General features: G+C 67.0%; 25 protein-coding genes and 2 pseudogenes. 10 read left to right on the top strand and 17 right to left on the bottom strand.

Translation table 11 applies throughout. The features are described from left to right. The first annotated feature begins 700 nt into the window (after positions 1-700). Positions 701-1,060, top strand: coding sequence for an extracellular solute-binding protein (locus STRNI_RS09710; RefSeq protein WP_277413222.1), 360 nt, complete (start codon positions 701-703; stop codon positions 1,058-1,060). A gap of 332 nt (positions 1,061-1,392) precedes the next feature. Here the strand turns inward: STRNI_RS09710 and STRNI_RS09705 are convergent, their stop codons facing one another. From STRNI_RS09705 to STRNI_RS09695, 3 genes are read right to left on the bottom strand one after another with little or no spacing between them, the layout of a single operon-like run. Continuing rightward, positions 1,393-2,475 (bottom strand): LacI family DNA-binding transcriptional regulator, encoded by a 1,083-nt coding sequence (locus tag STRNI_RS09705; protein ID WP_277410972.1) that lies wholly within the window; start codon positions 2,473-2,475, stop codon positions 1,393-1,395. Between the two features lie 5 nt (positions 2,476-2,480). Beyond that, positions 2,481-3,563 carry a Gfo/Idh/MocA family protein gene (locus tag STRNI_RS09700; RefSeq protein WP_277410971.1) on the bottom strand — a complete coding sequence of 361 codons (1,083 nt, stop codon included), beginning with the start codon at positions 3,561-3,563 and terminating at the stop codon, positions 2,481-2,483. Positions 3,564-3,613: 50 nt separating this feature from the next. Next, entirely contained in the window at positions 3,614-4,114 is a 501-nt protein-coding gene (locus STRNI_RS09695) for a VOC family protein (RefSeq protein ID WP_277410970.1), read from the bottom strand. Positions 4,115-4,677: 563 nt separating this feature from the next. Here STRNI_RS09695 and STRNI_RS09690 point away from each other — a divergent pair. Beyond that, complete coding sequence (locus STRNI_RS09690; RefSeq protein ID WP_277410969.1) at positions 4,678-5,610, top strand: thiamine pyrophosphate-dependent dehydrogenase E1 component subunit alpha; 933 nt, start codon at positions 4,678-4,680, stop codon at positions 5,608-5,610. Next, positions 5,603-6,592, top strand: coding sequence for an alpha-ketoacid dehydrogenase subunit beta (locus tag STRNI_RS09685; RefSeq protein ID WP_277410968.1), 990 nt, complete (start codon positions 5,603-5,605; stop codon positions 6,590-6,592). The genes STRNI_RS09690 and STRNI_RS09685 overlap by 8 nt, the downstream gene beginning before the upstream one ends. Before the next feature lie 154 nt (positions 6,593-6,746). Here STRNI_RS09685 and STRNI_RS09680 read toward each other — a convergent pair whose 3' ends face one another. From STRNI_RS09680 to STRNI_RS09670, 4 genes and pseudogenes are all read right to left on the bottom strand, one after another. Continuing rightward, a complete protein-coding gene (locus STRNI_RS09680) occupies positions 6,747-6,875 on the bottom strand; it encodes a hypothetical protein (protein WP_277410967.1) in 129 nt (42 codons plus the stop codon). After that, positions 6,872-7,156, bottom strand: coding sequence for a hypothetical protein (locus tag STRNI_RS09675; RefSeq protein WP_277410966.1), 285 nt, complete (start codon positions 7,154-7,156; stop codon positions 6,872-6,874). Before STRNI_RS09675 ends, STRNI_RS09680 begins: the two co-directional genes overlap by 4 nt. Further along, positions 7,072-7,389: a transposase domain-containing protein gene (locus tag STRNI_RS41580; protein ID WP_381845880.1), complete on the bottom strand. Its 318-nt coding sequence runs from the start codon at positions 7,387-7,389 to the stop codon at positions 7,072-7,074. Before STRNI_RS41580 ends, STRNI_RS09675 begins: the two co-directional genes overlap by 85 nt. 131 nt (positions 7,390-7,520) lie before the next feature. Next, a pseudogene (locus STRNI_RS09670) lies at positions 7,521-8,360 on the bottom strand (IS5 family transposase). Positions 8,361-8,464: 104 nt separating this feature from the next. Here STRNI_RS09670 and STRNI_RS09665 point away from each other — a divergent pair. Next, positions 8,465-8,980 carry a winged helix-turn-helix domain-containing protein gene (locus tag STRNI_RS09665; RefSeq protein WP_277410304.1) on the top strand — a complete coding sequence of 172 codons (516 nt, stop codon included), beginning with the start codon at positions 8,465-8,467 and terminating at the stop codon, positions 8,978-8,980. Next, positions 8,977-9,567 carry a transposase gene (locus STRNI_RS09660; protein WP_277410305.1) on the top strand — a complete coding sequence of 197 codons (591 nt, stop codon included), beginning with the start codon at positions 8,977-8,979 and terminating at the stop codon, positions 9,565-9,567. The genes STRNI_RS09665 and STRNI_RS09660 overlap by 4 nt, the downstream gene beginning before the upstream one ends. Positions 9,568-9,593: 26 nt before the next feature. Here STRNI_RS09660 and STRNI_RS09655 read toward each other — a convergent pair whose 3' ends face one another. From STRNI_RS09655 to STRNI_RS09630, 6 genes are all read right to left on the bottom strand, one after another. Further along, complete coding sequence (locus STRNI_RS09655; protein WP_277413221.1) at positions 9,594-9,818, bottom strand: WhiB family transcriptional regulator; 225 nt, start codon at positions 9,816-9,818, stop codon at positions 9,594-9,596. Between the two features lie 167 nt (positions 9,819-9,985). After that, positions 9,986-10,702, bottom strand: coding sequence for a transposase (locus STRNI_RS09650; protein ID WP_277413220.1), 717 nt, complete (start codon positions 10,700-10,702; stop codon positions 9,986-9,988). A gap of 256 nt (positions 10,703-10,958) precedes the next feature. Beyond that, on the bottom strand, positions 10,959-11,087 hold the full coding sequence (locus STRNI_RS09645) for a hypothetical protein (protein ID WP_277410965.1): 129 nt from the start codon (positions 11,085-11,087) through the stop codon (positions 10,959-10,961). 474 nt (positions 11,088-11,561) lie between these two features. Further along, the gene (ilvC, locus tag STRNI_RS09640) at positions 11,562-12,560 is read right to left on the bottom strand and encodes a ketol-acid reductoisomerase (protein ID WP_277410964.1); all 999 of its coding nucleotides are present in this window, start codon (positions 12,558-12,560) and stop codon (positions 11,562-11,564) included. Positions 12,561-13,345: 785 nt separating this feature from the next. Further along, on the bottom strand, positions 13,346-14,179 hold the full coding sequence (locus STRNI_RS09635) for a hypothetical protein (protein ID WP_338149722.1): 834 nt from the start codon (positions 14,177-14,179) through the stop codon (positions 13,346-13,348). A gap of 184 nt (positions 14,180-14,363) precedes the next feature. After that, positions 14,364-15,176, bottom strand: coding sequence for an RNA polymerase sigma factor (locus STRNI_RS09630; protein ID WP_277410962.1), 813 nt, complete (start codon positions 15,174-15,176; stop codon positions 14,364-14,366). Between the two features lie 424 nt (positions 15,177-15,600). On the opposite strand from STRNI_RS09630, the gene STRNI_RS09625 reads away from it, so the two are divergent. Both STRNI_RS09625 and wecB read left to right on the top strand, forming a co-directional pair. Next, positions 15,601-16,686 carry a hypothetical protein gene (locus tag STRNI_RS09625; protein WP_277410961.1) on the top strand — a complete coding sequence of 362 codons (1,086 nt, stop codon included), beginning with the start codon at positions 15,601-15,603 and terminating at the stop codon, positions 16,684-16,686. A gap of 71 nt (positions 16,687-16,757) precedes the next feature. Continuing rightward, positions 16,758-17,861, top strand: coding sequence for a non-hydrolyzing UDP-N-acetylglucosamine 2-epimerase (gene wecB / locus STRNI_RS09620; protein WP_277410960.1), 1,104 nt, complete (start codon positions 16,758-16,760; stop codon positions 17,859-17,861). Positions 17,862-18,437: 576 nt separating this feature from the next. On the opposite strand, the gene STRNI_RS09615 is transcribed toward wecB, so the two are convergent. Together STRNI_RS09615 and STRNI_RS09610 are read right to left on the bottom strand one after the other, a co-directional pair. Beyond that, complete coding sequence (locus tag STRNI_RS09615; RefSeq protein WP_277410959.1) at positions 18,438-18,608, bottom strand: hypothetical protein; 171 nt, start codon at positions 18,606-18,608, stop codon at positions 18,438-18,440. 261 nt (positions 18,609-18,869) lie between these two features. After that, positions 18,870-20,579, bottom strand: coding sequence for a sigma-70 family RNA polymerase sigma factor (locus STRNI_RS09610; RefSeq protein WP_277410958.1), 1,710 nt, complete (start codon positions 20,577-20,579; stop codon positions 18,870-18,872). 343 nt (positions 20,580-20,922) lie between these two features. On the opposite strand from STRNI_RS09610, the gene STRNI_RS09605 reads away from it, so the two are divergent. The 3 genes from STRNI_RS09605 (at position 20,923) to STRNI_RS09595 (ending at position 23,852) form a co-directional block, all read left to right on the top strand. Continuing rightward, on the top strand, positions 20,923-22,077 hold the full coding sequence (locus STRNI_RS09605; protein ID WP_277410957.1) for an SPFH domain-containing protein: 1,155 nt from the start codon (positions 20,923-20,925) through the stop codon (positions 22,075-22,077). Continuing rightward, a complete protein-coding gene (locus STRNI_RS09600) occupies positions 22,047-22,931 on the top strand; it encodes a C40 family peptidase (RefSeq protein WP_277410956.1) in 885 nt (294 codons plus the stop codon). Before STRNI_RS09605 ends, STRNI_RS09600 begins: the two co-directional genes overlap by 31 nt. Before the next feature lie 372 nt (positions 22,932-23,303). After that, a complete protein-coding gene (locus STRNI_RS09595; protein ID WP_277410955.1) occupies positions 23,304-23,852 on the top strand; it encodes a response regulator transcription factor in 549 nt (182 codons plus the stop codon). 224 nt (positions 23,853-24,076) lie between these two features. Here the strand turns inward: STRNI_RS09595 and STRNI_RS09590 are convergent, their stop codons facing one another. Next, the gene (locus STRNI_RS09590) at positions 24,077-25,042 is read right to left on the bottom strand and encodes a hypothetical protein (RefSeq protein WP_277410954.1); all 966 of its coding nucleotides are present in this window, start codon (positions 25,040-25,042) and stop codon (positions 24,077-24,079) included. 279 nt (positions 25,043-25,321) lie between these two features. Continuing rightward, a pseudogene (locus STRNI_RS41575) lies at positions 25,322-25,513 on the bottom strand (IS5 family transposase); the annotation flags it as partial. Positions 25,514-25,521: the final 8 nt, after the last annotated feature.

The following is a 25,521-nucleotide window of genomic DNA, read 5'->3' as shown; positions in this document are numbered from 1 at the left end:
CTCGTCGATGCGCTACGGGGCTGCCAAGGCGGTAACCAAGCCCGTCAGGGCTGCCGGAGCCTGCACCAACCAGCTCATGACGCGCTAACGCAGTGTTGCTCTTCTGTGCCACGGCGCATCCTCCACAGATCGTGTTTGATGCCGGATGCTACATGTGCGCAACTTGGTGTCAAGGCTTTGCCTACACGGAGTGGCCGCGACGTGATGGGGGTGCGGCACGGCCAGGGTGAGACGAGCACCGTGTTGCGCCATTGACGGCGGACGGGTCAGCGTCCGTTCGGTGCGGTGATGACGTCGGGCCTGGGCTCGCGAGGCGGCGAAAACGGGAACCAATCGATTGACCTATGCGGGTTCGATGACTCGCGACCAGGACGCCGGCAGCGGTCGCGTAGGGAACATCGGCCCGTCGTCGACGTGTGCGGGACATTGACCTAGGGCGAGGTCGGGTACATGCTGATAAGCAATCGATTGACCTATTGGTGTGATGACCGTAGACCGGACTTGCTGCCCGGAGGAGGCCCATGTCCGCAGCGCAACAACCCCTACGACTGCTGGGGCGCGCATTCGACGGCCTTGACCGCGCGCTTGGCCGCCAGCTTTCCCAGGTGGCCGCCGGGCTGGCCGAGCACCGGCTGCCCGACATCCTGGATCTCCAAGAGCAGGTTGTGGTCGGCGGCGCCGCGACGAGGGGGAGGCCGATCTGCTGATGGTGGTCACCGACTGGCTGCCTGCCCTGATCGCGGACGACAAGTTGCTGCCGTTGGACCGGTTCTTCGCGCAGGCGCCGCCGGCCGGGTGGCCGGACGTCTGGCATCCGGCATTGCGCGAGCTACAGTGCGGAGACGGGTCGACCTACGGCGTGCCCTACCACGTCGGGCCGATGATGCTGCTGTATCGGGCGGACCTGTACGACGACCCGGCGGAGCGGGCGGGCTTCGCTCAGCGGTTCGGCTACCAGCTGGCGGCGCCCGACACGTGGGGGCAGTACCTGGATCGGCACGCTGGTTTACCCGGCCGGAGCATGGGCGCTACGGCACGATCGCCGCGGGCTTCCAGATGAGCACAACACTGTGTACGACTTCCTCACCAGCTGTGGAGCCGCAGCGCCGACTCACCGGCGGTCACGGCCGGTTGTCCCTGGACAGTCCCCAGGCCCTGGACTCCGCATGGTTTTTGTACGGCCTGTGGCACACGCACCGGGTTGTCGACCCGGCTGCCGCGGAGTGGGACAGCGTTGCCAGCGGGGTCCATTTCGCCGCCGGGCAGGCGCTCCTGACCGCGGAGCGCGACCGGGGCCGCGCATAACGGCACTGGCCCACCACCCACTGGAGGACAGCCCACCGGAGGACTGAGGGCCGTGCTGCGAGGGGACGGCGGCGAGGCGCCCACTGGTCAGTCGTCTGTGCACGGGGGGGCGGTCGATGCGCGGACCACGATCTCGACGGGGTCGGTGACAACTTGCGCGATCGGGTCCGCCGGGCCGCAAGTAGCCATCAGGCGGACCGCACGGGCGCCCAGTTCGCCCAGGGGCATGCGGACCGTGGTCAGGGCAGGCACGAGGTGATCGGCGAGGACCATGTCGTGCATGGCGATCACCGACATGTCGTCCGGCACGGCCACGTGGGCGATGTGGAGGGCGTGCAGCACGCCCACGGCCGATGCGACATTGGAGACGTACACCGCGGTAGGGCGCTGCGGTGCGGCGAGGAGTTCGTCCATCGCCGCGCGCCCCCCGGCGGGGGTGTAGTCCGCATGGATGATCAGCCAGGGGTCCGCCGTAAGGCCGGCCCGGCTCATGGCCTCGGTGTATCCCATCCGGCGGCGGCGCGCAGTATCGGCGGTCTCTGGTCCCGCGATGTGCGCGATGCGCCGGTGGCCCAATGCCACCAGGTGTTCAACGGCCAGTCCGCTGCCGTGCTCGTCATCCAGCACGACATACCGGTCCGTGCCCCCCATGCGACGGTTCACCTGCAGCCAAGGGACCCGCAGCGCCCGCAGCTGCTCCATCTCCCGGCCGGACTCCTCACCCGCCAACAGCAGCCCGTCGACGCGCCCTTGCCCGAACAGTTCCACGTAGTGCCCGACGCTCTGACGCACGCCCTCCGAACTGGCGGTCATCAGCCCGTACCCCAGGTTACCGGCTTCGGCCTCGGCGCCCTTGATGATCTCGGCGTAGACGGGGTTGGCGAAGTCGGGGATAAGCAACCCGATCATGTGCGACCGGGCTGTACGCAGGCTGCGCGCCGCTGCGTTGCCCCGGTAGCCGAGCTTCTCGATCGTCTCCAGTACCCGCTTGCGGGTGTCGGGCCTGATGCTCAGTCGCGGGTCGTCGTTGATCACTCGGGAAACCACGGACCGGTCCACTCCGGCGAGCAGGGCGACGTCATTCAGCGTGACCTTGCCCGTGGCCGGTGTGCCGCGCTTGGTCCGCTCAGGGACGGCTCGTTTACCGGTCTGGGCTGGTTTCGATGTCATCACGATCATCTTCCCATAGGCATGCTACGGCCGGCGTCCATTGAGGCGTACAGCCGGTCGACCAGGCGAATCGTGCCAAGGTTGTCCCGGGCCGAGGGGTACGGTTCGCCGTCGTCGGCGACCGCACGGAGTAGCGAGGCCATAGGGCCGAGGAAGGCATCGGGAATCCACCGGTGGGTCACCGGGTAGGACAGCCATCCGTCCGTCGGCAAGGCTCGACTGTTGACCTCGACGGTGTCGGGCCGGCCGTTGGGGTAGTCGTAGAGCAGGCCAAGTGTGCCCCGGATGCTGCCGTGGGAGCCGTTGATGCGGAAGAGCGCCTGCGGGTCGCCGGTGCGGTTCTCGTGCGTTGCGTGTACCAGGGCGCGGGCGTGGCCCGGGAAGACCAGCGTGCTGATGGTGCGGGTCTCGCCGGTGACGACCTGGCCGGGGGTGCGACCGCCGGTGCAGAAGACGGTCTCGGGTTCGCCGAGCACTGAACGTACGGCGTCGAGGTAGTGGATCGAGTGGTACATGATCTCCAGGCGTTCGCTGCGGACGAGCCAGGGCCACGGGGTCCAGTCGGTGGCGATGTCCACGGTAAAGGTCATGGCTGTGGGTTCGCCGATCCACCCTGCATGCACCATGGCCCGGGCGGCGGCGATGCCCTCGTCGTAGCGCAGTTGCTGGTTCACCGCGATTTTCAGGCCGAGCCGGTCCGCGACCGCGACCAGCTGCTCGCCGGTCGTCTCGTCCAACACGAAGGGCTTCTGGCAGAGCAGGTGCTTGCCTGCCTCCAGGGCGCGCAGCGCGATCTCCGACTGGGCCTGCGGCGCCACGGCGATGTCCACCACGCGTACGCCGGGGTCGGACAGCAGTTCGTCCAGCGACGCGTAGACGGTCGGCACCCCGTGCCGTTCCGCCATCTCGCGGGCGCGGCCGGTGTCGAGATCGAGTAGTCCGCGTACCTCGAGACCGGCTGAGCGGTACGCGGGCAGATGGGCAACGTCCACGATGGCGCCGGCACCGACGATCGCGAGGGGGAGCCGGTGCTCTGGCGCGACGGAGATATCACATGCAGCGGCGATGGGGGCCAGTACGTCGAGCATGAGGGGTGGACTCCTTCCTGGTCGGTCGAGGGCGGACATCGCGGTATGGCCTAGCTGCGGCTGCTGGGGGCAGTGGCGGCCTGCGCGACCCGATGGACGGGGGGCTGTACGAGCTCCAGGACAATGGCGTCGGGGTCCTCGAAGTAGCAGGTCCAGCCGCCCTCGTTGACGCCGGAGGTGATGGCGTTGGGCGGGGAGAAGAATCGCACGCCACGGCGTTCGAGTGTGCGGTGCAGTGCGTGGATGTCGTCGACGGTCAGGGCCATGTGGGCCGCGCCGGGGTGGCAGATCTGCGGGTCCTGCCGGGTTCCGGTGGGGCTCAGGTACTGCACCAGTTCGAGGTCGTGGGTTGAATGGCTGGGAGCCCGGCCCGGGACGGCTAGCTGGCCGATCCGCAGGTGTGCGTCGGGGTATCCCACCAGGCGGCTGGTGTAGTCGCCGCGTTGCTCTTGGACATGGACGAGTTCGAAGCCCAACAGGCTGGTGTAGAAGTCCACGGAACGGTCGAGATCCGCGACCGTGAAGCTGAAGTGCCATACGCCTTGCAGCATGTCTTATGTCCTTTGCCTGGGTGCTAGTTCATCTGCATGCCGCCGCAGACGTTCAGTGCCTGGCAGGGCGGCGCCTGCGCCTTTTTCGGCGAGCAACTGCGCACAGGCCCTGCCGATCCCGCCGCCCGCTCCGGTGATAGTCGCCGTCTGTCCTTCGAAGCGTCCCATCGTCTGCTCCCTTTCGCCGTGGGGTCCGGCCCCGTGCAGTCACGGTCGCGCCACGCGGCCGGAGCCGCGTCGACCGTTGTACGCGGATTGCCCACGTAGTCCTCCGGCACCAGTGCGCTGAGCGTTTCGACTGTCTCGCCGGATACCATGCCGCCCAGTGCCGACTGCAGGCTCTCACCTGTCGCCGGCAGCGGCGCGCCCGGCACCTGACACACGAATCAATCGTTTGCCTAACGTAGGTCAGGAAGGGTGCGTCGGCAACCGCGCGATCCGGCGGTCCTCACCATTCGGTCCGTTCAGGGCGATCCCTTGTCTAGCCTCCTGGCCTGACTTATATTCCGGACAATCGATTGACTGCAACGGAAAGGCAGTGAAGCGCGATGCATGAACGGCTCATGGCCGACCTGAGGGCGATGTGGCGGATCCGCGCCTTTGAGGAAAAGACGCAGGCTCTTTGCGGAACGGGGGACATCCGCGGGTCGGTCCACCTGTGCATCGGGCAGGAGGCCGGACCGGTCGGCGCCTGCGGCGTTCTTGAGGGGAGTGATGCCCTGTTCGCCACCTACCGCGGGCACGGCTGGGCCATTGCTCGCGGCACGCCCTTGCGTCCGCTGATGGCCGAGCTTCTCGGCCGCTCCACCGGCGTCAACGGAGGCCGCGGCGGCTCCGCGTACCTGAGCGCCCCGGAGTACGGCTTCCACGGCGAGAACTCGATCGTGGGCGCGGGCGCGCCGATCGCCGTGGGTGCCGCCCTCGCGGGCCGTTACGACGGTACCCATCGGATCGCCCTCACTGTGTTCGGCGACGGTGCGATGAACCAGGGATCCGTGCACGAGGCCATGAACTTCGCCGCCGCCACCTGCCTGCCCGTCCTGTTCATCTGCGAGAACAACCGCTGGTCGGAGCTGACGCCGATCAAGGACGCGGTGGGCAGCGACATCCTCGCCGACCGCCCGAGGGCACTGGGCATGACCGCCGTGCGCATCGACGGCAACGACCCGGATCTGGTCCGGCGGACGATCGGCGACCTGGCCGCGGCAGCCCGCACGGGCGGTGGCCCGGCCTTCGTCGAACTCGCCACGCAGCGACTGGTCGGTCACTACGTTGGCGACCCCCAGCAGTACCGCACCCGCGAGGAACTGGCCGCCGACCGGGAGCAGGAGCCGATCGCACGGGCTGTGCGGGAGTTGACCGCGGCGGGTGTCGCGGCCGAAGAGATCACGGCAGTGGAGAAGAACGCCCGCGAGGAGGTCGAGCAGGCCGCGCAGGCTGCGCTCGCCGACCCGCTGGCCGACAGCGACAGCGCGAGGGAGCACGTCTATGCCTGAGCAAACCATCAAGGTCAACTACTCCGGCGCCGTCAACGCTGCACTGCAGCGCGTCCTGGCCGAGGTGCCCGAGACCCTGCTGTACGGCGAGGACGTGGCCAAGCCCGGCGGAGTGCACGGCGTGACCCGGGGGCTGTGGAAGGAGTTCGGCGACCGCGTCTTCGACACGCCCATCAGTGAGTCCGCGATCCTCGGCTCGGCCGTCGGCGCTGCGATGATGGGCCGTCGGCCGATCGTCGAGATCATGTGGGCGGACTTCTTCCTTGTCGCGCTCGACCAGATGATCAACCAGGCCGCGAACGTTCGGTACGTCTCTCAAGGCAAGCTCACTGCGCCCTTCGTCGTACGAACTCAGCAGGGCAACTCACCCGGTGCGTGCGCCCAACATTCCCAGAACCTTGAAGCGCTCTTTCTGCACACCCCCGGACTGCGGGTGGCCATGCCCTCCAGCCCACAGGACGCGTACGACATCATGGTCTCCGCGGTGCACTGCGACGATCCGGTCATTGTCTTCGACAACCGCACGCTGTACTTCGGCCAGAAGCAGGAAATCGTCACCGGCCGCCCGCCTGCCCCCATTGGCGGCAGCGTGCTGCGACGCTCGGGGCAGGCAGCGACGGTCGTCACTTGGGGCGCCATGACACACCGGGTATTGGAGGCCGCAGACCAACTCGCCGCACAGGGAACTTTCGTGGCCGTCATCGAAACCCCATGGCTCAACCCCTTCGACACCGACACCGTCATCGAGTCGGTCGAGCGCACCGGCGGGCGACTGGCCGTGGTGCACGAAGCCAACACCACCGCCGGCTTCGGCGCCGAGGTCATCACCCGTGTCGCCGAAGCGGGAGTGCTCCGCGGGCGCCCGGCCAGGATCGGCGTGCCTGACGCGCGCATGCCCGCCGCCCCGGCTCTGGCATCGGCCCTCATCCCCGATACCGGGCGCATCATCGAAGGGCTCGCCCGCCTCACGGCCGACAGGTGACCGGTCCGGCTGCACATCCAACAGAATGATCAACGGAGTGATGGGATCTCTTCACTCTGAGAGACCGGTTCGGCGGCCGGTGGCGGTGGCGATGGTGATCTCGCAGTCGATGACGCGGACGGGAACGGGGCCGATCCTGGACAGTTAGGAGCCGTCACGGTGGCGGCACAGGACGGACAGGCGGCGGGCGTTCCTGACCCCGGACCAGCAGCTGCGCGTCGGCGCCGGTGATGGCGGTGACCAGCGTCTGGCCGGCGAAGTTGCGGTCCGGCAGCACGATCATGCCCTCACGCAGGCTGTGCAGCAGGCGGGCTGCGTGGGGGTCTCGCCGTTGGCGGTCGGTCCGAAGACGGCGTCAATGATCGTGCGGGTGCCGCAGGGCACCAGCGTCAGCAGGCGCAGCGCCGGATATCCCGAACCGCCGTTGTTGCAGCGGTGTTTGGTGTATTCGGCCAGGTTCGCCGAGCTGTCGGGCACGGTCATCGTCGTGCCGTCGACCGTGCAGACCAGCAGGCCGCCCCACCACACACTGGCGGCACCGACCCCCGGGGCAGGACCGCGCACAGCCACCGCAGCGGCGCGGCCCTCACCCGCCTGCGGGCCTGTAACAGCGCACCACATGTGGGAGCCGCGACCGGTATCCTCGCCGGCCCCGCCGTCAGCCGCTGCCATACCTGCCGCCCGCCCAGCTGGGGGAACCGACACCCGGCCAGCAGCAGGTACCCCACCACCGGGGAGGGTAGATCCTGTATCCGTGCCTGCACCCTGCCGGTTTGGACCAGCACCTCGTCGACCATCTCGAACGGAACAATCCGGGTCAGCTCGCCCAGGCGTCCAGGCGCGAACGCGCCTTCAGCAACGACAACCTCACCAGAGATGACAGACTTGGCATCCACGGAGCTCCAAGGGTCTGTTGGGAAAGTGCTGGTCACAGCCACTCGTTGAGGACTGTGACCAACACGGTCGCCTCGTAGCGGACGGCAAGCTTGTCGTGTCTCGTGGCCACGGCCCGGTGGCGTTTGAGGCGGTTGCTCCCGCACTCGACGGCATGCCGTTCGCGGTAGTCGTTTTTATCGGACTTCGGCGGCCGACCGCTTCGGGAGCCGAGCTTCTGGCGGTTGCGGTTGCGGACGCGGTCGGCGGGGACCGAGATGGTCGCCTTGATCCCGCGTTTGTGCAGGTGGGCCCGGTTGTGGTGGGAGTTTACGCCTTGTCGGCCTGTACCCGGTCCAGCCGCCTGCGGGGCCTGCCCGGACCAAGGCGAGGTACCTGGAGGGCTTCCAGGACCGGCTCGAATTGCGGCGAGTCACCCCGCTGATCGGCTGTGATCACGACGCTCAGCGGCTTCTGCCTCTGCTCGACGGCAAGGTGAATCTTGGTGGTCAGCCTGCCTCGGGAGAGTCCGAGACCGCGGCTGGCTCGGCGGCTTGGACGCCCCGGCGGCGTGCTGGTGGGCCCGGCAGACGGTGGAGTCGACATTCACGTCCCAGGTGATCAGGCCCTTCGCGTCCGCCTGAGCTTGGAGCTGAGTGACGATCCTGGCCCAGGTGCCGTCGCGCTGCCAGCGCCGGAACAGGTCGTAGACCCGATCCCAGGGCCCGTGGCGTTCCGGCACATTACGCCAGGGAGCACCGGCACGGGTCCGCCACCGGATGCCTTCTATCAGCTGCCGCCGCGTCCACACCGGCGGACGGCCCGGCTTGATGCCCTGCGGCAACAACGGCTCAAGCCGGGCCCCCTGTCCATTCGCCAGATCACCACGCCCCACAGGGCGTGATCAACCACGACCAAGATCTACTTTCGCAACAGACCCTACTGATCTTTTCGTAAGTTCGGTGGGTGTGGTGGCTTTGTGGGTGGGAGGCTGTCGGGATGGCTTATCGACCTTTGTCCTGTGCGTCTGGTTCTTCCGTACCTCCGTTGTCACGGCCGCAGTTGGCGGAGGCGCGTCGTGTTCGGGCGGTCGAGCTGTTTGAGGAGGGCGGGTCGAATCCGGAGATCGCGCGGGCGGTGGGAGTGTGTGCCGAGAGCGTGCGGCGGTGGAGGCGTGTGTGGGAGGAAGGGGGTGCTCCAGCCTTACGCCGGCGTCCGGCCACCGGGCGCCCGCCCAAGCTGAATGACGCCCAGGTCGAGACTGTGCGGGCCGCCTTGGAGCGAGGTGCCCAGGCTCATGGATTCGAGGCCGATCTGTGGACCCTGGAACGAGTCGGCGCGGTCGTCGAGCGGGTGACAGGAGTGTCCCTGTCACGGGCGTCGGTGTGGCGTTTGCTGACCGGCCGGTTGGGGTGGAGTCTGCAGCGGCCTGAGCGGCGGGCGGTGGAGCGGGACGAGTCCGAGATCGCCCGCTGGATCACGCACGAGTGGCCGCGCATCAAAAGGGGGCGGTGAACACACGTGCCTGGATCGTGTTCCTCGACGAATCAGGCGTCTCGTTGCTGCCCCAGATCCGCCGTACTTACGCACCTCGCGGCCGCACGCCGCTTCTGCGGCACCGGCTGAACTGGAAGCGTGCGTCGATGGCTGCGGCTCTGGGCTACCACTCCACCGACTTCGACCGCGGTCCTCGCCTGTGTTTCCACCTCAAGCCCGGCAGCTACGACACCATCGCTCTCATCGAGGTCCTTGAACAGGTCAAAGCGTTCTACCGTGGCGAGCCAGTGATCCTGGTCTGGGACGGCCTGTCCGCCCACTGGAGCCGGGCGATGCGAGCCTGGGTCACCGAGCAGGACTGGCTCACCCTCGAGCGATTACCCGCATACGCACCCGAGCTGAACCCGGTGGAACTGCTCTGGTCGTCGCTCAAGAAGCGCGAACTCGCCAACCTCGCCGGCGACCACCTCGCCGACGTTGCCGACGCCACCGAACAAGGCGTCCACCGGATCAACCACAACCAGCACCTGCCATGGTCCTACCTCGCCCACACCGGCCTGACCATCCAGCCACCACACCCACCGAACTTACGAAAAGATCAGTAGTCGCATTCCGCCGGAGAACCGGCGGATCAAGAACTGCGCTTCATACGGCGACGCTCTTGCCGGGTGAGCCCTCCCCAGACCCCGTAGGGCTCGTTGTTCTTCAGCGCGTACTCCAGGCACGCCGCCTTGACTTCGCACCGGCTGCAGATCCTTCTCGCGGCCGCCGCGGTGCCACCCAATTCGGGGAAGAACCGCTCGGGGTCGGTCTGCGCACACATCGCCCGCTCGGTCCACTCCTCGTATGCCGACATGCTCTCCGACACGAGACCGAGGTCAAGCTTCTTCACCGACACATCCACTCCCTCACTCCATTTAAACGCGTATCTGTCTCCATGGACTGAGAGTCGTGTTCGGCCGTCCATGACGCCGCCCGACCCTCCCAATTCCTGAATGCGCAGACAGGAACACACAAGGACTGTCAGGCCGGTGCGGGTGGGCCGTGGACCGTCTCGAACAGGTGCGTCCAGGCGTGTTGCCAGCGCCAGTTGTGCGGAAGGCACACGGTGATGCGCCGTGCGGAGCGGGCTATCCGGGCCGGAACATGGATCAGGTGGGCGCGGAGGGTGGCAGTGGTGGGCTTGGCGTGGAAAGCGGAGGTCAGCGAGCCGGCCGCCCGCAGCAGGCTGTAGGCCATCGCCCACAGGGTGAGCCAGGCGGCGTTGGCGTTGAAGTGTGCGGAGGGCACGTGGGCCAGGGCGGAGGCTTTGCTGTCGGCGATGACCTGCTCGACGACGGCGTGGTGACGGTGTTCGCGTTCGGCCTGGAGGGTCGGTGCGGGGGTGTCGGTGAAGAACGGGCCGTGCCGCCAGACCGGGAACAGCTCGCCCTGTTCGCCCATGACGGCGGGTTTGGCCAGGTCGCGGACGCGGCGCACGATCAGCCGGGCGGTGACCCGCTCGTTCTTCTTTCGGCTCGCGAAGGCGGTGTAAGCGGGGATCTCGGCGCCTTCGGCTCTGAGATGAGCTCTCCGGTGTCGGGGCCGGGCACGGCGTGATCTGCTGCCATGCGGTGTCGGGGATGCTGTGAACGGCCCGTTTGACCGACGGTTTCCTGCCGCAGGTGATGGCCGCCGGGCACGTGCCCGGCGGCAGGCGGCGATCACCCCGGCGTTGTAGAACTGGGAGTCCGCGCGCAGGATGCGGGTGGTGTAGCCGGCCTTGCGGGCGGTGGCCAGCGCCTCGGGAGTCGGCTACCTTCCCGCGGCGCATCCGCACGGCGGCGATCACCGGCCGCGAATTCGGGGTGCAGATGGTGGCGAGCAGGGGGTGCAGGGTGCGGATGCCCTTGAACCTGCCGTACTCGCCACCTTGCTTGGTGTGGCCGTAGACGCGTTTGTGGGTGGAGTCGACATCGATGAACGCCACCTGCCCCGCGCCGGGCAGCAGCGGGGTTTACGCGGCCAGTGCGGCCAGGAATCTGCGGTGCACGGCATGGAGCTGGAGCGCCTGGCCGTGGGTGAACGCGCGCAGGACCGTGCCCAGCGTGGACGGGGCACGGACACCGCCGAACAACGCGGGCATCGCACCGTGCCGCAGTACGTCCAGGTCCTCGGTGCTGTCCGCACGCGACCATCCCGGCCACGATGCTCATGGCCTTGGCGTCCGCCCGGCACCCGCGCCGTTCTTCGCCCCGGTCAGTTTCAGCTTCTCCGCCACCAGACGGGAAAGCCCGCACCGCCCCCCAGCCGCATCACCGGGACAAGCCCGGCATGCGCGACCAGATTCGTGTCATCGAACGCTGCGGACACCGCCGAAGCGGTATAGGAAGATTGCATCTTGCGGATGTTCTCTTGCTCTGTGGAGGTGGAACCGTAGGAAGTCCCATCATCCCAGCTCAGAGGGCATCCGCGTCTTCATGTCCAAGCCCTGGACCGGCCATTGCTCGGTGGATCGAGGCTTAGCGGGCTGGCCTGATGCCGTGTGAAGCGATTGATCCCGCACCCGACGGCGTGGCGCCTTGGCCTCCCGGCGGCTGCACCAGGGGCACGCGAAAGATCAGGCACTGCCTTCGACCCAGGCCATGAGCTTGCGAAGCTCCTTGCCGGTGGTCTCCAACTTGTGGTTCGCATCAGCCCTCTTGTACTCGTTGTACTTCGGCAGACCTGAGTGGTATTCCTTCATCCAATTGAGGGCGAAGGTCCCATCCTGGATTTCCGCGAGGATCTTCTTCATCTCGGCCTTGGTCTGGTCGGTGATGATGCGGGGACCGGTGATGTAGTCGCCCCACTCGGCGGTCTCGGAGACTGACCAGCGCATCTTCTCCAGGCCGCCCTCGTACATCAGGTCCACGATCAGCTTCAGCTCGTGGAGGCACTCGAAGTACGCGATCTCGGGCTGGTAGCCCGCCTCGACCAGGGTCTCGAAGCCGGCCTTGACCAGTGCCGAGGCGCCACCGGCGAGCACGGCCTGCTCACCGAACAGGTCGGTCTCGGTCTCCTCGGCGAAGGTGGTCTTGATGACGCCGGCGCGGGTGCCGCCGATGCCCTTGGCGTACGAGAGTGCCAGCGCGAAGGCGTTGCCAGACGCGTCCTGCTCAACAGCCGCGATGCACGGCACGCCGCGGCCTTCCTCGTACTGGCGGCGGACAAGGTGGCCCGGGCCCTTGGGGGCGACCATGCAGACGTCCACACCGGCCGGGGCCTTGATGAAGCCGAACCGGATGTTGAAGCCGTGACCGAAGAACAGCGCGTCGCCGTCCCTCAGGTTGTCCTTGATGGACTCCTCGTAGACCTTAGCCTGGATCGGGTCCGGCACCAGGATCACGGTGACATCGGCCTCGGCCGCCGCCTGGGCCGGCGTCACCACGCGCAGGCCCTGCTCCTCGGCCTTGGGACGCGACTTGGAGCTCCAGGGAAGGCCGACGCGAACGTCGACGCCCGAGTCGCGCAGGGACAGAGCGTGGGCGTGGCCCTGGCTGCCGTAGCCGATGACCGCGACCTTGCGGTTCGCGATGAGGGAAAGGTCAGTGTCGTCGTCGTAGAAGAGCTCGGCCACTTCGGGCTTCTCCTTGGAGGTCTGGCAGGCTGACAGTTTTCCGTGACAGCCCGCAGGTTTGTCGGGGGATCTTCGCCAATGGTGTGCCACTGCACGAGATCATGTGGGGGAGGGCCGGGCGACCTGGCCTTGCTGCCCGATTGACGTCCCAGAAGTCGGTGCCGTATCGCTCGGCCTCGTTGAAAACCGTCTTCTACACGTCGTTCCTCGGGACGGAGCCTGGACGCAACCACTCAGGGTCGGGATTCACCTGGCGTCCGTCTCGGCTGCCTATGCCTCCCATACTGCTGTCCAGTGCCTGAGGCGACTGCTCGTGACATGTGGCCCGTCCGCCGCCCACTTCCGTCCCTCTGGTTTACCGCGGGGACTCCTCTGACCCTAAGGCGCCGTAGGGGGCATTACATCCGTCATCTTACGTAGAATTAGGGCCTGATCGGCTTCAGCAGTGCAGCGGGACTATGCCAGTCCTGGCTGTGGCTGGCTTTTTCCACCGGCCCACGGCAGAGGAGCTGGTGTGCTGGGAACGGCAACCGTGGTGGATCGACGGTTGCGGCCCTTCCTGCTGTGGTGCCAGACCACCAAACCCACCCGGCGCTTTTGGGCTGTCGCCCCCGCAGGCCCGCCGGGCAGCCCCGCTCTCTCAGAACGAGCGCGAGCCTTCTCGGCCAGCTTCTCACCGACGACAGCCGGCCGCTGCGGAGCCGCGTCGCCGGAGTCATCATCCTGCTCGTTTTCGCGACGGCGAGGCAGACGAGCTACCTCGGCAGTCCACCGGTGAATCGAGGCTAAGGTGCGAGGTCTCGACCGCGGATGCCTTCTATACGAGCGACCCCGCCGGTGGCTGCGACTGCACAGGCCAGCGCCCCGGCCGCCGCCTTGTCGCCCGGAACTGTCCAAGGAAGTGCGCAGTCCTGACCGTGCGATGGTGGGCCGACGGTCGCCATGTCTTTGCTGAACCCCACCCTCCATCCACAACTCCTGAGGCATTTGAGCAGACTGGTGCCTCCGGACTGAGGTTGGTGGTTGCGGAGTCGCGGAGGAGTCTGGCTCATCACGGCTGCGACGCTTGCGCTACGGGAGCGGCACGGTAGACGAATCTGAAGTTCATCGCGGTTGTTGTCGGTCGCGCGCACTCGGTAGCCGTACTCATGAACCACCACCGAGTCACTGAACGCCTTGTAGACCCCGAAGTGCAACTCCATACGGCGGTCGCCGATACCGCCGCCCGGTGGCCAGGGCAAGGCCGCCTGGCCGCTTGAGGGCAGTAGTACGGGGATGAGGTAGTACGAGGAGCGGAACTGCGGTGCTTGTGCGAGATCAGGGGCCGACGATCGGCCGGGGGCGGGCAGCATCACCACCATTTCCGGGCCGGTGACCGGCCGTGCGATGCGGTAGCTGCAGCTTTTGATCAGGGTGAGCATCGCCAGTGTGTCCTCGCCGGCGGGCACGGTGTCCAGCTTCACGGGACGGCCAGTGGAGGCGGCTGTAGCGAATAGGATGAGCGTCGCGGTCTTCGAGCCGTCGACATGTATGACCCCTGACAGGGGCGGCCTGGACGGATGGTTGCCGTACGAGCGTCGGCGTATGGAGACTTGGTGACAGTCACGAAGGCCCTCCACGGGCGAGAAAGAATGGCAGAGCCGGGGTGACGTGGGGAGGCCGGGGAGCTTGCCCTGATGGCTGGACAGGGAAAGGCCGATGTGCCGCCGCTATGACGCGGATTTTGTCGGCTCGTCGATGCGGCCTACCGGGGGTGAACGCGAGGCACTTGCCCGGAGGCGGGCTGGAGAACCGCGGAGCCCATCAGCCCGACGGCCATTCTGGGACGTCATCGGTCTGCCCGTCTCTTCGATGGGGCCCGGCCCGTCGTAGCTTGGCCGCCATCCGGAAGTAGATGTGGCGCGCGGCCGCGAAGGCATCAGCGCATGGCGAGCACGCCGCAACGTGGCTGGCGAGTTCAGTACGGCGTGGTACGGAGCACTTGCCCTGGAGATATGGGGCGAAGTAGCGCCGGTAGGCAGCACACACCGAGTCATCGGTTGCAGGGATATGGGCGGTGAGGAAGGCGGTGCGCAGCCGTTTGCGGGCGCGGTGCAGCCAGACGGAGGCCTTGGGTGTGGGGATGCCGAGCTTCACGCCGATCTCGGTCGTGCTGTAGCCCTGGACCGTACTTGCCCAGACGACGGATTGATCGCGCGCGTCCAATGAGTCCCAGGCAGACTTGGCCAAGTCAGCCACGTCGCAGGGCTCATGTGTCCTCGTCGTCCCAGCCAGCGCATCAAGCTGCTCTGGATCGCCGATCAGAACCGTATCGGCGGACCTTGCCCGGCAGCCGTCGATGATCAGGGCGCGGACAGTGGTGAACAGGTAAGCCCGGAAGTTGGTGTGCGGGCCCTTGCCTGCGCGCAGGTGGTGGAGGATCCGAGCGAAAGACTCGGACACGATGTCGTCAACATCTCTTTGGGTGAGGCTATGGCACAGCTTGAGGGCGGCATTCTCGTAACGAATCCACAGCTCGGCATAGGCATCCATTTTCCCTTGTCGGGTGGCCTTCACCAGTTCGCTATCGGTCGCCTGAGCCCAGTTGTCGCAACTTCGTTGGCGGAATGCCCCCATCGTTGCCTGTACCTCCTGTCTAGACCGCAGCAACAGTGCGGTGTGTGCAATCGAGAGACAGTGGGGCCAGATCGCTTACGCCGTACGCCATGCATGTGAGGAGAGTCACACGAGCTCGTTTGATTCCTCTGTCAGTCGGCCGCTCGTATGGGGATTTTGACTCTCGGAGGCTGGTCCGAGGGGAACGGCTGCCGTGGTCCTGAATGCGCGTGCAACTGCGTCTCCTGCTGCGAACAACCGCGTTGATCTCCGCGTGCAATCGCAGACCGCCTCGATCGTCTGCAGAGACAGACCCAAACCTGGCCCTTGTATCGCCTGGTTCGTTTCGGCGGTGTTCGCAGAGATCGAGGACAGGATGTTGACATCACAGCCCCATGCCGCCGGGACCGGCAGACGCGGTGGATGCGGCGAGAGAGGCAGGGAAATGGAGACGCGGCAGTGGACAGCAGAAATGGTGGTTTGCGGCGTATTCGCATCGGCGCTGTTTTCCATGAGCGGGCTCGCTCTGAACACCGTAGGGGCGACCATCGCTTCCGCGGCCGCTCCGAGCTGCGAACAGTCACTCAGCTCTGACTCGGCCTGGGACCACACCGGCGGGTGGAAATCGGATGACGGCGGTAGTACCTGGGCGGACTCAAGCGAGTCTCTCAGCCCCGAGTCGTTGTCCCGTTCCATGTCGAACCTGCCGACGAGCGGCGCTCAGTTCCCCTTCGACTGGAGCTGGGCTGGCATGGACGGCGCTTCGCAGGCAGCCGTGGTCACGGTCTCCTACGGCAGTACCGTCCATGCGAAACTCGTTGGGCCCGGGCCCAACGTCTCGCCCCGGACTGCGACCGTGGCAGCGGGCAACAGCGCCTCGATCAAGCTGGCTACCGGCCCGGCCCAGAGGCAGAGCACTATGTACACCGTTACGCTGCCTGACGATGTTGCCTCCAGTGGGAACCTGGAGTTCGGCATGGACAGGGACGAGTCCCACGTCTCCGCCGGTTATGTCAAAAACGTCGTGATCGACAATGTAAAGGCCAGCAGCACCAACTGCGCGGACCTGGAGATCTCGGAGTACGGCCCGTCTGCTGTGCAGCCGAACGGCACTGTCGACTACCGCATCTACGTGACCAACAGTGGTCCGTCGGCCGTCGATTACACCGTGACCGATCAGCTGCCGCCGGATTTCCGTGGAGCGACCACGACCACGCAGGGCTGCTCCACAGCGTCCGGCACTCACACATGCACCGGAACGAGCCTCCCGGTCGGCAGTACGGCGACCATCGGAGTGCAAGCAACAGCGCCGGGCACGGCCGACAGCACATTGACCAGCAACGCACGTGTGACGGGGCCGCTGACCGATCGGGACGCATCGAACAACAGCTCGTCCGTGACGACCAGCGTCGACGAGAGCCTGGGGGGATCGCTGATTGATTCCTCCGCCGCGGTTGGCGCCTTCGGAGCCGTGAGCCTGGCCCTCGGCATCACTGGGTGGCGGCGGCGTGCTTCGCGGGTCGACGTATGAACTGGCCCCAGATCCCGCCCCCACGGCAAGCCGAGTCGGGGGAGGGGCGCCGCGTCCCCGACCGGCGTCGGGTGGCGGTCGTCGTCGGTACCCGCCCGGAGATCATCAAGCTGGCCCCGGTCATCGGCGAGGTGAATGCTCTGCTCGATGACGACAGCGCCGTGATCGACACCGGCCAGCACTTCGACAAGTCCATGTCCGGCCAGTTGTGGCGCGAGCTCGGCCTGCCCACGCCGGAGGTGAGGCTCGAGGCGGGCAGTATGACCCGCGCCGGCTGCCTCGGTTACTTGACTGCCGAGCTGGGCCGGGTGTTCGCAGCCTTGTCACCTTCGGCCGTGCTGGTGCAGGGCGACACGAACACCGCCGCCGCCGGTGCCCTCGCGGCCAATGCTGTGGGGGTACCGCTGGTCCACATCAACGCGGGCCTGCGCTCTTATGACCGGACCATGCCCGAGGAGCACAACCGGGTCATCACCGACCACTTGGCTGACCTGTGCTGTGCTGCCACGCCGCACAACCACGCCAATCTGGCACTCGAGGGAATACCCAACAACCGCGTCATACTGACCGGCAACACCATCGTCGAGGCGGTCGAGTCGCAGCTGCCCAGCAGGGAGGACCGGCTAGCCTTCCTGCGTTGGTACGGAATGCTCCCGGATGCCTACGTTCTGGCAACCATCCACCACCCGGAGAACACCGATGATCCTCGGACGCTGCGTGCCATCATCGAGGCCCTCGCCAGTCTGGTGGACCGGATGCCGGTGCTGTTCCCGATGCACCCGCGTACCAGGCGGGCGGTGCAGAGGGCCGATTGCAAGGATGCGCTTTCCCGGATACTGATCATCGATCCGGTCGGCTCGCGCGAGTTCCTGTCGCTGGCCGCACACGCCGCCGTTTTGGTGTCAGACTCCGGCGGCGTAGCTGAGGAAGTGACCGTACTGAAGCGGCCGCTGGTTGTCGTCCGCTCCTCGGCCGAACGAGCCGAGTCGATGGAGGCGGGCTTCGCCCGCTTGGCTGCGCCGCACCAGATCGTTCCTGCGGTCGCGGGAATCCTGTCCCGTCACCGAAAACTTGTCGCCCGCCTGGCCAATGAGCCCTGCCCGTATGGCAACGGGACTGCCGCAGCACGGATCGCCTGGGCTACCAAGCAGCTCATTGAACAGAAGAAGGACTGAGAAATGTACAACGGGTCTCTCTCCAGCATCCTCATCAGCAAAGGCACTCCCGCAGCTGCCACGATCACAGCGGCCGGTGCGTGGAGCCAGGCAACCGGCCTCGTTCTGCTCCTTCTCGGCGGCGTTGGACTTTCCCTCTCGACGCGCGCACGCGGACTGCGGACCCGCGCCTTCCCCGCCAACGAGCTCGTGCATGGTTGGCGGTGAGGCGACGAGACTTCGCTGAGGCCCGATGCACACATCTGCTGAGCGGATGCCAGGTCCGTAATCTGCTGATGGGACAGCAGACCGGCGACGGCTTGGACGATGTCGCCCATGTGCTCGCGAGGACCGAGGTGGCGGACCAGGGCTCGCCAGTTCTTCAGGTGTGCGATGCCGTCCTCGACCCGGATGCGACGCGAGGAATGCGCCTTGCGCTGTCGCTCGTACATCCCCTCGTACCAGTCCGGCGCGTTCTCCTTGAACTTGCGGTGCGTGATGTCACCAGGCGTCCGCCGGTCTGTACCCCCAGACCCTGGTAGCCAGCATCGGCGAGGATCTCCATTGCGGATCCATCGGCCAGGAGCTTGACGACCCCTAACTGACGGGCGTGCGGGAGAGGACGAGGGCGGCCAGGACCCGGTCGACGAACACCAGCCGGTGCTTCGCTCCGGCGCCCACCGCCCGTTTCCGGGGCCGGGACGCAAGCCTCGCCTGGTGTCGTTCGTGCCACAACGCGCCGACCTCGGCGACGAGTTCAGCGATCACATCGGCTGACGGGCCGGTGATCTTTCAGTCGCTGATGATTGCTCGTCCAATTACCTGTTCAAATACCTGCGTCGTCGAGCAGAAAGCGCTGGCCAAGGGTCGAAAAGGCTGCGGCGTAGAAAGTGGCCACGGGCGGCGATGCAGCCTGGGATGCCGCGGAGACTGGGAAGCATCCTGTGGTGCAACGAGGCTCTACGGCCTGCCCTCGCCATCGGTCGGTACCAGCTCGGTCTTCGGCCGTCCGGCGCCGCCCGGTGGTGACTACCGCTTCGTCGTTCCGGGCGGACTCGTGGGGGCCGGTACGGCTGATGGTTCATGAGGACTGGGAGTTCTGGTCGGCAAGGGGCGAACCGGGAGAGGATTGTCTCGGTCGGTTGTCACTTGCGGGCGGGCCTCAAGAAGTGGTCGACCTATCAAGCGAGTTGGTGTGGTCGTCGAGCAGCGCGTTCCGATGGTGAGGCTGAGGCCGTCCAGCTCGAACCCCCAACAAATGAGCGTGGGGGGGACTGTCGTCGAGGGGAGGGGGTGAGTCTGGCCCCCGCCCGACCGGGCGGGCCTCGGCGCCGTGGATGCGGTGGGCGATGCCGACTCGGACGGAGCCCGAGTCTCACGCGGGGCCGCGGGCTTGGAAGGGGGCGGCGTCGCCCTCGGATTCGCGGTCTCGGTCGACATCAATGTGGACGGCTCGGGCGAGGCGGATTCGGGCGCGTCGGACGGTGCAGGCTCGGCGGTCGGTCCCACGGTGCGGTTGGCCGTCGCGTCGGCGGTGGGCGCCGCAGCAGCCCAAGTGACGCGGGCAGGCAACCGAATGTCGTGCCGCGCGGGCCAGGCACTCGGGCTCGTCGGCTCTCGGGGAGCTGGTATGGCGCCGGGCGACTCCGCCGCCGCGGCGGTTGGCGCGTCGGCCACAGGACGCTGCCGGGGCAACGTCGGGCTGGCGGAGGGATCGCTGGGGGACGTCGAGGGCGACGGCTCTTTGCCAGGCGCCCAGAGTTGTTCGACCGTTCCTGCATATGTGTTGTGTCCGGCGGTGTGGTGGGTACCGGAGAGCGTCAGGGCGAGGGCGCCGGCGCCCAGCACGACGCCGGCTGTGGCCGTTCCGATCAGGGCCTTGCCGCTCGTCCACTTGGCCTCGTGGAGGATACGAGTATGGTGCGCCTGGGCGACGTGCCCCGGGGTGCGCAGCAGATAGGTGGCCGCGGCCGGGCCGAGGAACAGGGGGACGACGGCCGTGCGGATCGAGGACGAGACATCGGCCAGTTCGAGGTAAAGGCTTTTGCAGTGCTCGCAGTTGTCCAGGTGTTCCTGCACGAGGGCTGTCTCCGTCGGGCTCAGCTTGTCCCGCGTGTAGGCGCCCAGCTTGGCTGCGTGCTTGCGGCATGCCTCGTCCGGCATGGTGGTGATGTGGGCCTGGATGTAGGCGATGCGCAGGCCCTCGCGCGCGCGGTAGGCCAGTGCAGAGACGCTGTTCGGTCGGAGTCCCAGTAGGCGCCCGATGACCGTCGGTGTCTCGCCCTCCACTTCGGTGTGCCACAGCACTGCCTGCCAGCGCTCGGGCAGGGATTTGAAGGCCTCGCCGACCGCCCGACTGTCGAATGCCTCGGTCACGGCATCCCTCATGGGTTCGGCCAGCTGGTTGGAGTGCCACACGTCGGTGAGTACCGTTCGTTGCTGCTCCCTGGTACTACGGAAGGCGCAGTGCTGGATCGTGCGCAGTAGGTAGGCGCGGTAGAACTCGGTGGGGCCTGCCCCCTTGCGTAGCACGGCCAGAACGTTGGCGAAGGCCTCGGCGACCAAATCATCGACGTCCGCCTCGCGAGAGGCGAAGCGTCGGGCACAGGCGGCGGCAGCCTTGCGGTGCCGCGAGTACAGCACCTCGTATGCCGCGCTGTCGCCGGCACGCACCGAGGCGATCAGTTTGGCGTCGCTGGCCTCGGTGGACGGATGGGGGGTGGCAGGTCTGTCGCTCATGAGCCCTCTACATGCGGTGAGATGGGGGACTGCTACTGGAACGCGGCACCCTTGGCTGAAATGGGTGGTCACACGTTAGAAAGCCGTAAGTTAAAGCGTCAATAACGCCCAGTTCCGGCCTCCATGAGATTGATGGGGTGATGCCTGGAGGGTGGGCGTACCCGGGCTCCCGTGGAGGCGGTTTGAGCTGCGGAATCACTCTCGTGGAGTGATCGCCGCACACTGCTTGTGTTGTACGTCACATAGATCCGCGATTTCCCTGCGTCATGCAGCGCCAGTTGGGGCCTCATCAACCCAGGTCCGGTCAGTGCGGCCGGCTGACATGGTGAAGAGGAAGCCGCGGTTGAAGGACGAACGTGTAGGGCCGCCTGTGAACTCGGTGCCGCCCGCCGGTGAGTTCCCCCTCTTCGTTGAGCGTCTGGGGACCACGCCATTCAAAGATCTGGAGCAGCCCGAGGAGTTGGCTACACACAACGAGAGCACGCTTGAGTTCCCTGCTGATTTCCTGCCGATTCCGGATCCCGGCCCAGACCTCTCTCCCGAACCAGCGACACCCGGCGAGGTACGGCGGCGGACACCGCGTCTCGTAACGGATGTGCGTGAGTACCGCCCGCGTCTGGTCCTGCCCGGCTGGATCGCGCTGCTATGGGTGCTGCTGTGCGGTTCCGCCATCGCTGTGATTGCGGGGAGGGTCCCCTACCTCAAGCGTTGGGTGAACCCGCCCGATCCGGCTCCGGTACCCCTCATCTGTCTCGGCGTTGCCCTGCTGTTCGCGGTGAGTGGCCTGATGAGCAACCCGGCAGGTTTCGCCGTCGCGCTGTCCCGGTGGGGGCGATACCGGGGCACAGTTCGCAGGACCGGCCTGTTGTGGGTGAACCCCTTCCTCAGGCGGCACCGTGTGGACGTACGGCTGCGCCACTTCCGGGGCGATTCCATAGCCGCCGTGGACCGCGTCGGCCATCCGGTGGTCGTCAGCCTACTGTTCGTCTGGCGGGTAAAAGATACCGCCCGGGCCACATTCGCGGTCAGTGACCACGAGGAGTTCCTGCGCGAACAGGCGGCGGCAACGGTGTGCGAAGTCGCCGCGACATTGCCGTGCGACCGGTTCGGCGCACCCGGGCCGACGCTGCGGGACGGGAAGTGGTTCGGCGAGGAAATGACCCGCGCCCTGGTGGCCGAGATGGCTCCGCTGGGCCTGGAGATCTACTCCGTCCAACAGCTTTCCCTCGGTTACGACACGGAGATCGCCGAGAACATCCGCAGACTGCAGCGGGCCGAGCTCAACGCCGAACTACGCAGCACTGTCATCAGTGACGCCGTCGATGTCGCCTGGGCTGCCCTTGAGCAGATCAGGGCCAAGGAAGGCGCCGACGAGCAACAGTCCGCAGGCCAGGACCCCACGTTCCTGCGCCTGCTCGTGCTTTCGCTGCTCACCCCGAGCGCGAACCTCAAGGAATGGGGAAGCCAATGGCCGGATCGACAGAGTTCGTCGAAATAGGCGCTGTTGAGGGATGTGACGACTGCGAGTACTGCACCACGGAGCTCGGTGTCCTGGACGTGGCCGCGGGAACCGAGCAACCGCTGCACAGTCGCCAGGGCGCCCGTAGTAGGCGGGCGGCCGGTGTGGTGCTCGCTCTCGCCACGGGCGTGGTGGGCCTGGGGGTGGCCACCGCGCCCTCGGCCGAGGCCATGCCAGCCCCGAGCAAGGCGGGATGGGACGGGACCAGGTACTGGTTCCAGTCCAAGGGCCAGTGGCGATGGACGAGCCACTACAGCATCTACCTCCAGCGCACCCGGCAGGCTCTGACCAAGCAGACGTGGCTGGCGCCGCAGCGCGAGGGGTGGGACGGCACCAGGTACTGGTTCCGGTCCCACGGGCAGTGGCGTTGGACGAGTCACTACGACATCTACGTACAGCGCAGGCATACCGCCGGCTCCCCGTCCACCTCCTCGGAGCCGAAGACGGCACCCACTCGCACCAGCCGCAGCTCCGGTGTCGAACGAGCTGTGGACTACGCCCTTGCCCAGCTCGGCAAGCCCTACATCTGGGGCGGTAACGGCCCCGTCGGCTACGACTGCTCCGGCCTGGTACAGCAGGCGTACCGGCGCGCCGGGATCCTCCTGCCGCGCGTCGCCTCCGACCAGTACGGAGCAGTCACGAAGATCTCGCAGAGCAGCCTCCGCCGCGGTGACCTGCTCTTCTGGTCGTCCAACGGACGGCAGTCGGGTGTCCACCACGTGGCTGTCTACCTGGGCGACCGACGCTATGTGGAGGCGCCCCGACCAGGGAAGAAGGTCCGTATTTCGGACCTGTCCAGGAGTTTCTACCCCACCTTCTTCGGCCGCCCCTGACAAGGATGCAAGCCTGTAGGGACTCATTTGACCTGTCCCTTTCTCATCAACGTGTACAGCGCGGTGTCCGATCGGACAAGTTGATGAGAAACGCGAGGCCAGCCCCTGGGCGGCGATGCCCGCCGCCTCCGTCTCAGCCGACTGTCCCGGGCCCAGTCAAGAACTGGACGCCGTAGTGAGAATTTCGCCCGGACAGAACGATGAGAAGCCTCCGCGAACGCCCAGGTCAGTCGTTCGGCCAGACAAGAAGATTGAGAACCTACAAAGCCATTCGTCCGTGATGGCGTCATAGGGGCGGAGCTGGTGTCTCTGTCCAGGTGCCGTCTGTCTACAGCGGCACCAGCCCTGCCCCCTACGGGAGAGGTCCCAGCCATGACGATGCCCACGCTGCCACCCGTGTCACCACAGCCGCCTCGCGTTCTCACGCCGCGGCAGGAGGAGGTGCTGCGTTACATGCTGAGCGGCGCCACGGCGAGCCAGATCGCCGATGCACTGAGTATCAGCCGTGCCACCGTGCAGTCACACCTGCGAGCCATCTACGCGGCCTTCGGGGTCAAGAACCGGGCACTTGCGGTCATCGCGGCCATTGAGAGGGGCTATCTGCCCGAGAACGTCGACGCTGTCTGGAACCACGACCGGGAGCATGTACTTCGCGCTCTCCGGCAGGCGTGGAGTCCGTGCCAGGTCCACCCGGTCTATGCGCGCGGCTGCGCGGTCTGCGTTCGCGCGGCCACCCTCACCCTCGCCATGGCAATCGTGCGAAACCCGGGCGCGGTGCCCAACCCGCCGCCTGCCGGGCCTCCTGCTGGCTTTCGTCGGCCGCAACCCGGAGTCCCCGGCCGGGGCCCGCAGACCCAGCCCGGAACGTCGTCCTCCGCGTTGGGGGCCATGTCCAAGCCCCAATACAGAGCCGCTTCATGACGCCTGTACACAGGATACCGGCCTCCGCAGCCCGCCCCACCTCCGTGATACCGCCGCCTCGCTATCACACGGCCGCTTTTCACCTTTCGGCTTCGTTGTCGCGATGGCCCTCGCCCTCGTGATCATCTTTGTTTCCGCCCACGCAAGCCACCCGCGCGACCGGAACTGGGCGCGGAACTGGGCTCATCTGACCTGTCAGCCGGAGGGCGTCGTCCGAGGCAGCGTCATGGCCGATGCCGCGGTCGGCTCAGGCGGCGGGCGGTGCGGCCGGCCGACCCGCCGATGCCCCATCGTGCCCAGCCCGATCCCGGTGCACGCCCGCCTGTCGTCACCGCCCTCGTGAGCTGTGACGGCAGACTGGCGCCCGGGGCCGCGACCTCCGCAGCCAGTAACCGGCACAGCGTGCACCTTTGCAGATGGGCGCGGACATCGGCCCTCCGGCCAGCTGTCAGTTCGTACCGCACGTATGAGGCGGCCGTCAGATATGACAGGTGATCCCCCCGAGTCTCCACGGTCCCGGTGCGGCGCAGCGCACGCCACAGATAGGCGTCGACGAGGGCATCACGGCTGGTCTGCAGCAGGCCGGGTGGGTATCGCGTCGTCGGTTCGCCCTCGACCCCAACCGCCCACAGGACGTCGGCGTGGTGTGCAGGGAGGGAGGCCAGGACGTCGTAAGCGATAAGCGTCTCCTCGGTACTCCTGTCGTCTCCCGAGACCTCCCGGCGCAGCACATGGCAGCCGGCGGCCACCCTGACTGCGATCCTCACCTCTCGCTCGAAGTCGAGGGTCCGGTCGTCCTCGGGGGCCTGCTGCAGCGCCTGGACGGCTCTCCGGCAGGAGCCGAAGAGCAACTCCTCCGCCCCATCCCGCTCTGTCGGACCCAGGTAACGCTCGACGATTCTTCTGGCCGGACGCAAAGCCCACATGCAGAGCCTGTGAACGGCGCCGCATTCCCCGAGCCTAGCGCGGCGAACCAGTTCGGCCTTGCCGGGTGCGAGCGCGGGTGCAGCCGGAACGCCCGTGGACAGGGTGTGGGGAAACGGGTCCCGGCCGAGGCGAAGCAGCCGCACGGTCTCCGGCTCGACCGCGGCCCCGGTCGCTGGTGCCCGGGCACGGGTGGCGCTCCAGCTGCCCCGGATGGCTCGGCCGTCCCCCGCCCCACCCCAGCCGGATCTCTTCAGGTCGCTCATGGAATCCTGCTCCTCCCCGCGCGGCAATTCCAGCCCTTCCGAAACGCAGGAGGGCCTTTGTAAGTCCTGAGACTCGGGAGGGCCAGAAATGACGCGGAAGGCTCCGCGCAGTTGCGACATGACAGCGGGCCGCTGTGGCAGTCGGCGGGACCAGCAGAGCCACCGATATCGCCGCCGCTGCGGGCCCGGCCGTGCCGTTGACTGCTACATGCATCGCCGCCGTCCTCGTCCCTTGCCGTCCGACCTGACAGCGATGGGGCCTGGCCGGGAAAGTGCTGGTCACAGCGACTCGTTGAGGACTGCGACCAACACGGTCGCCTCGTAGCGGACGGCAAGCTTGTCGTGTCTCGTGGCCACGGCCCGGTGGCGTTTGAGGCTCCCGCACTCGACGGCATGCCGCTCGCGGTAGTCGGTTTTATCGGACTTCGGCGGCCGACCGCTTCGGGAGCCGAGCTTCTGGCGGTTGCGGTTGCGGACGC

This window comes from Streptomyces nigrescens (assembly GCF_027626975.1).
In the GTDB taxonomy this organism is placed as follows: Bacteria; Actinomycetota; Actinomycetes; order Streptomycetales; family Streptomycetaceae; genus Streptomyces; species Streptomyces nigrescens.
Note: the sequence above shows the minus strand (reverse complement) of the source record. Positions and strands in the feature narration are given on the sequence as shown.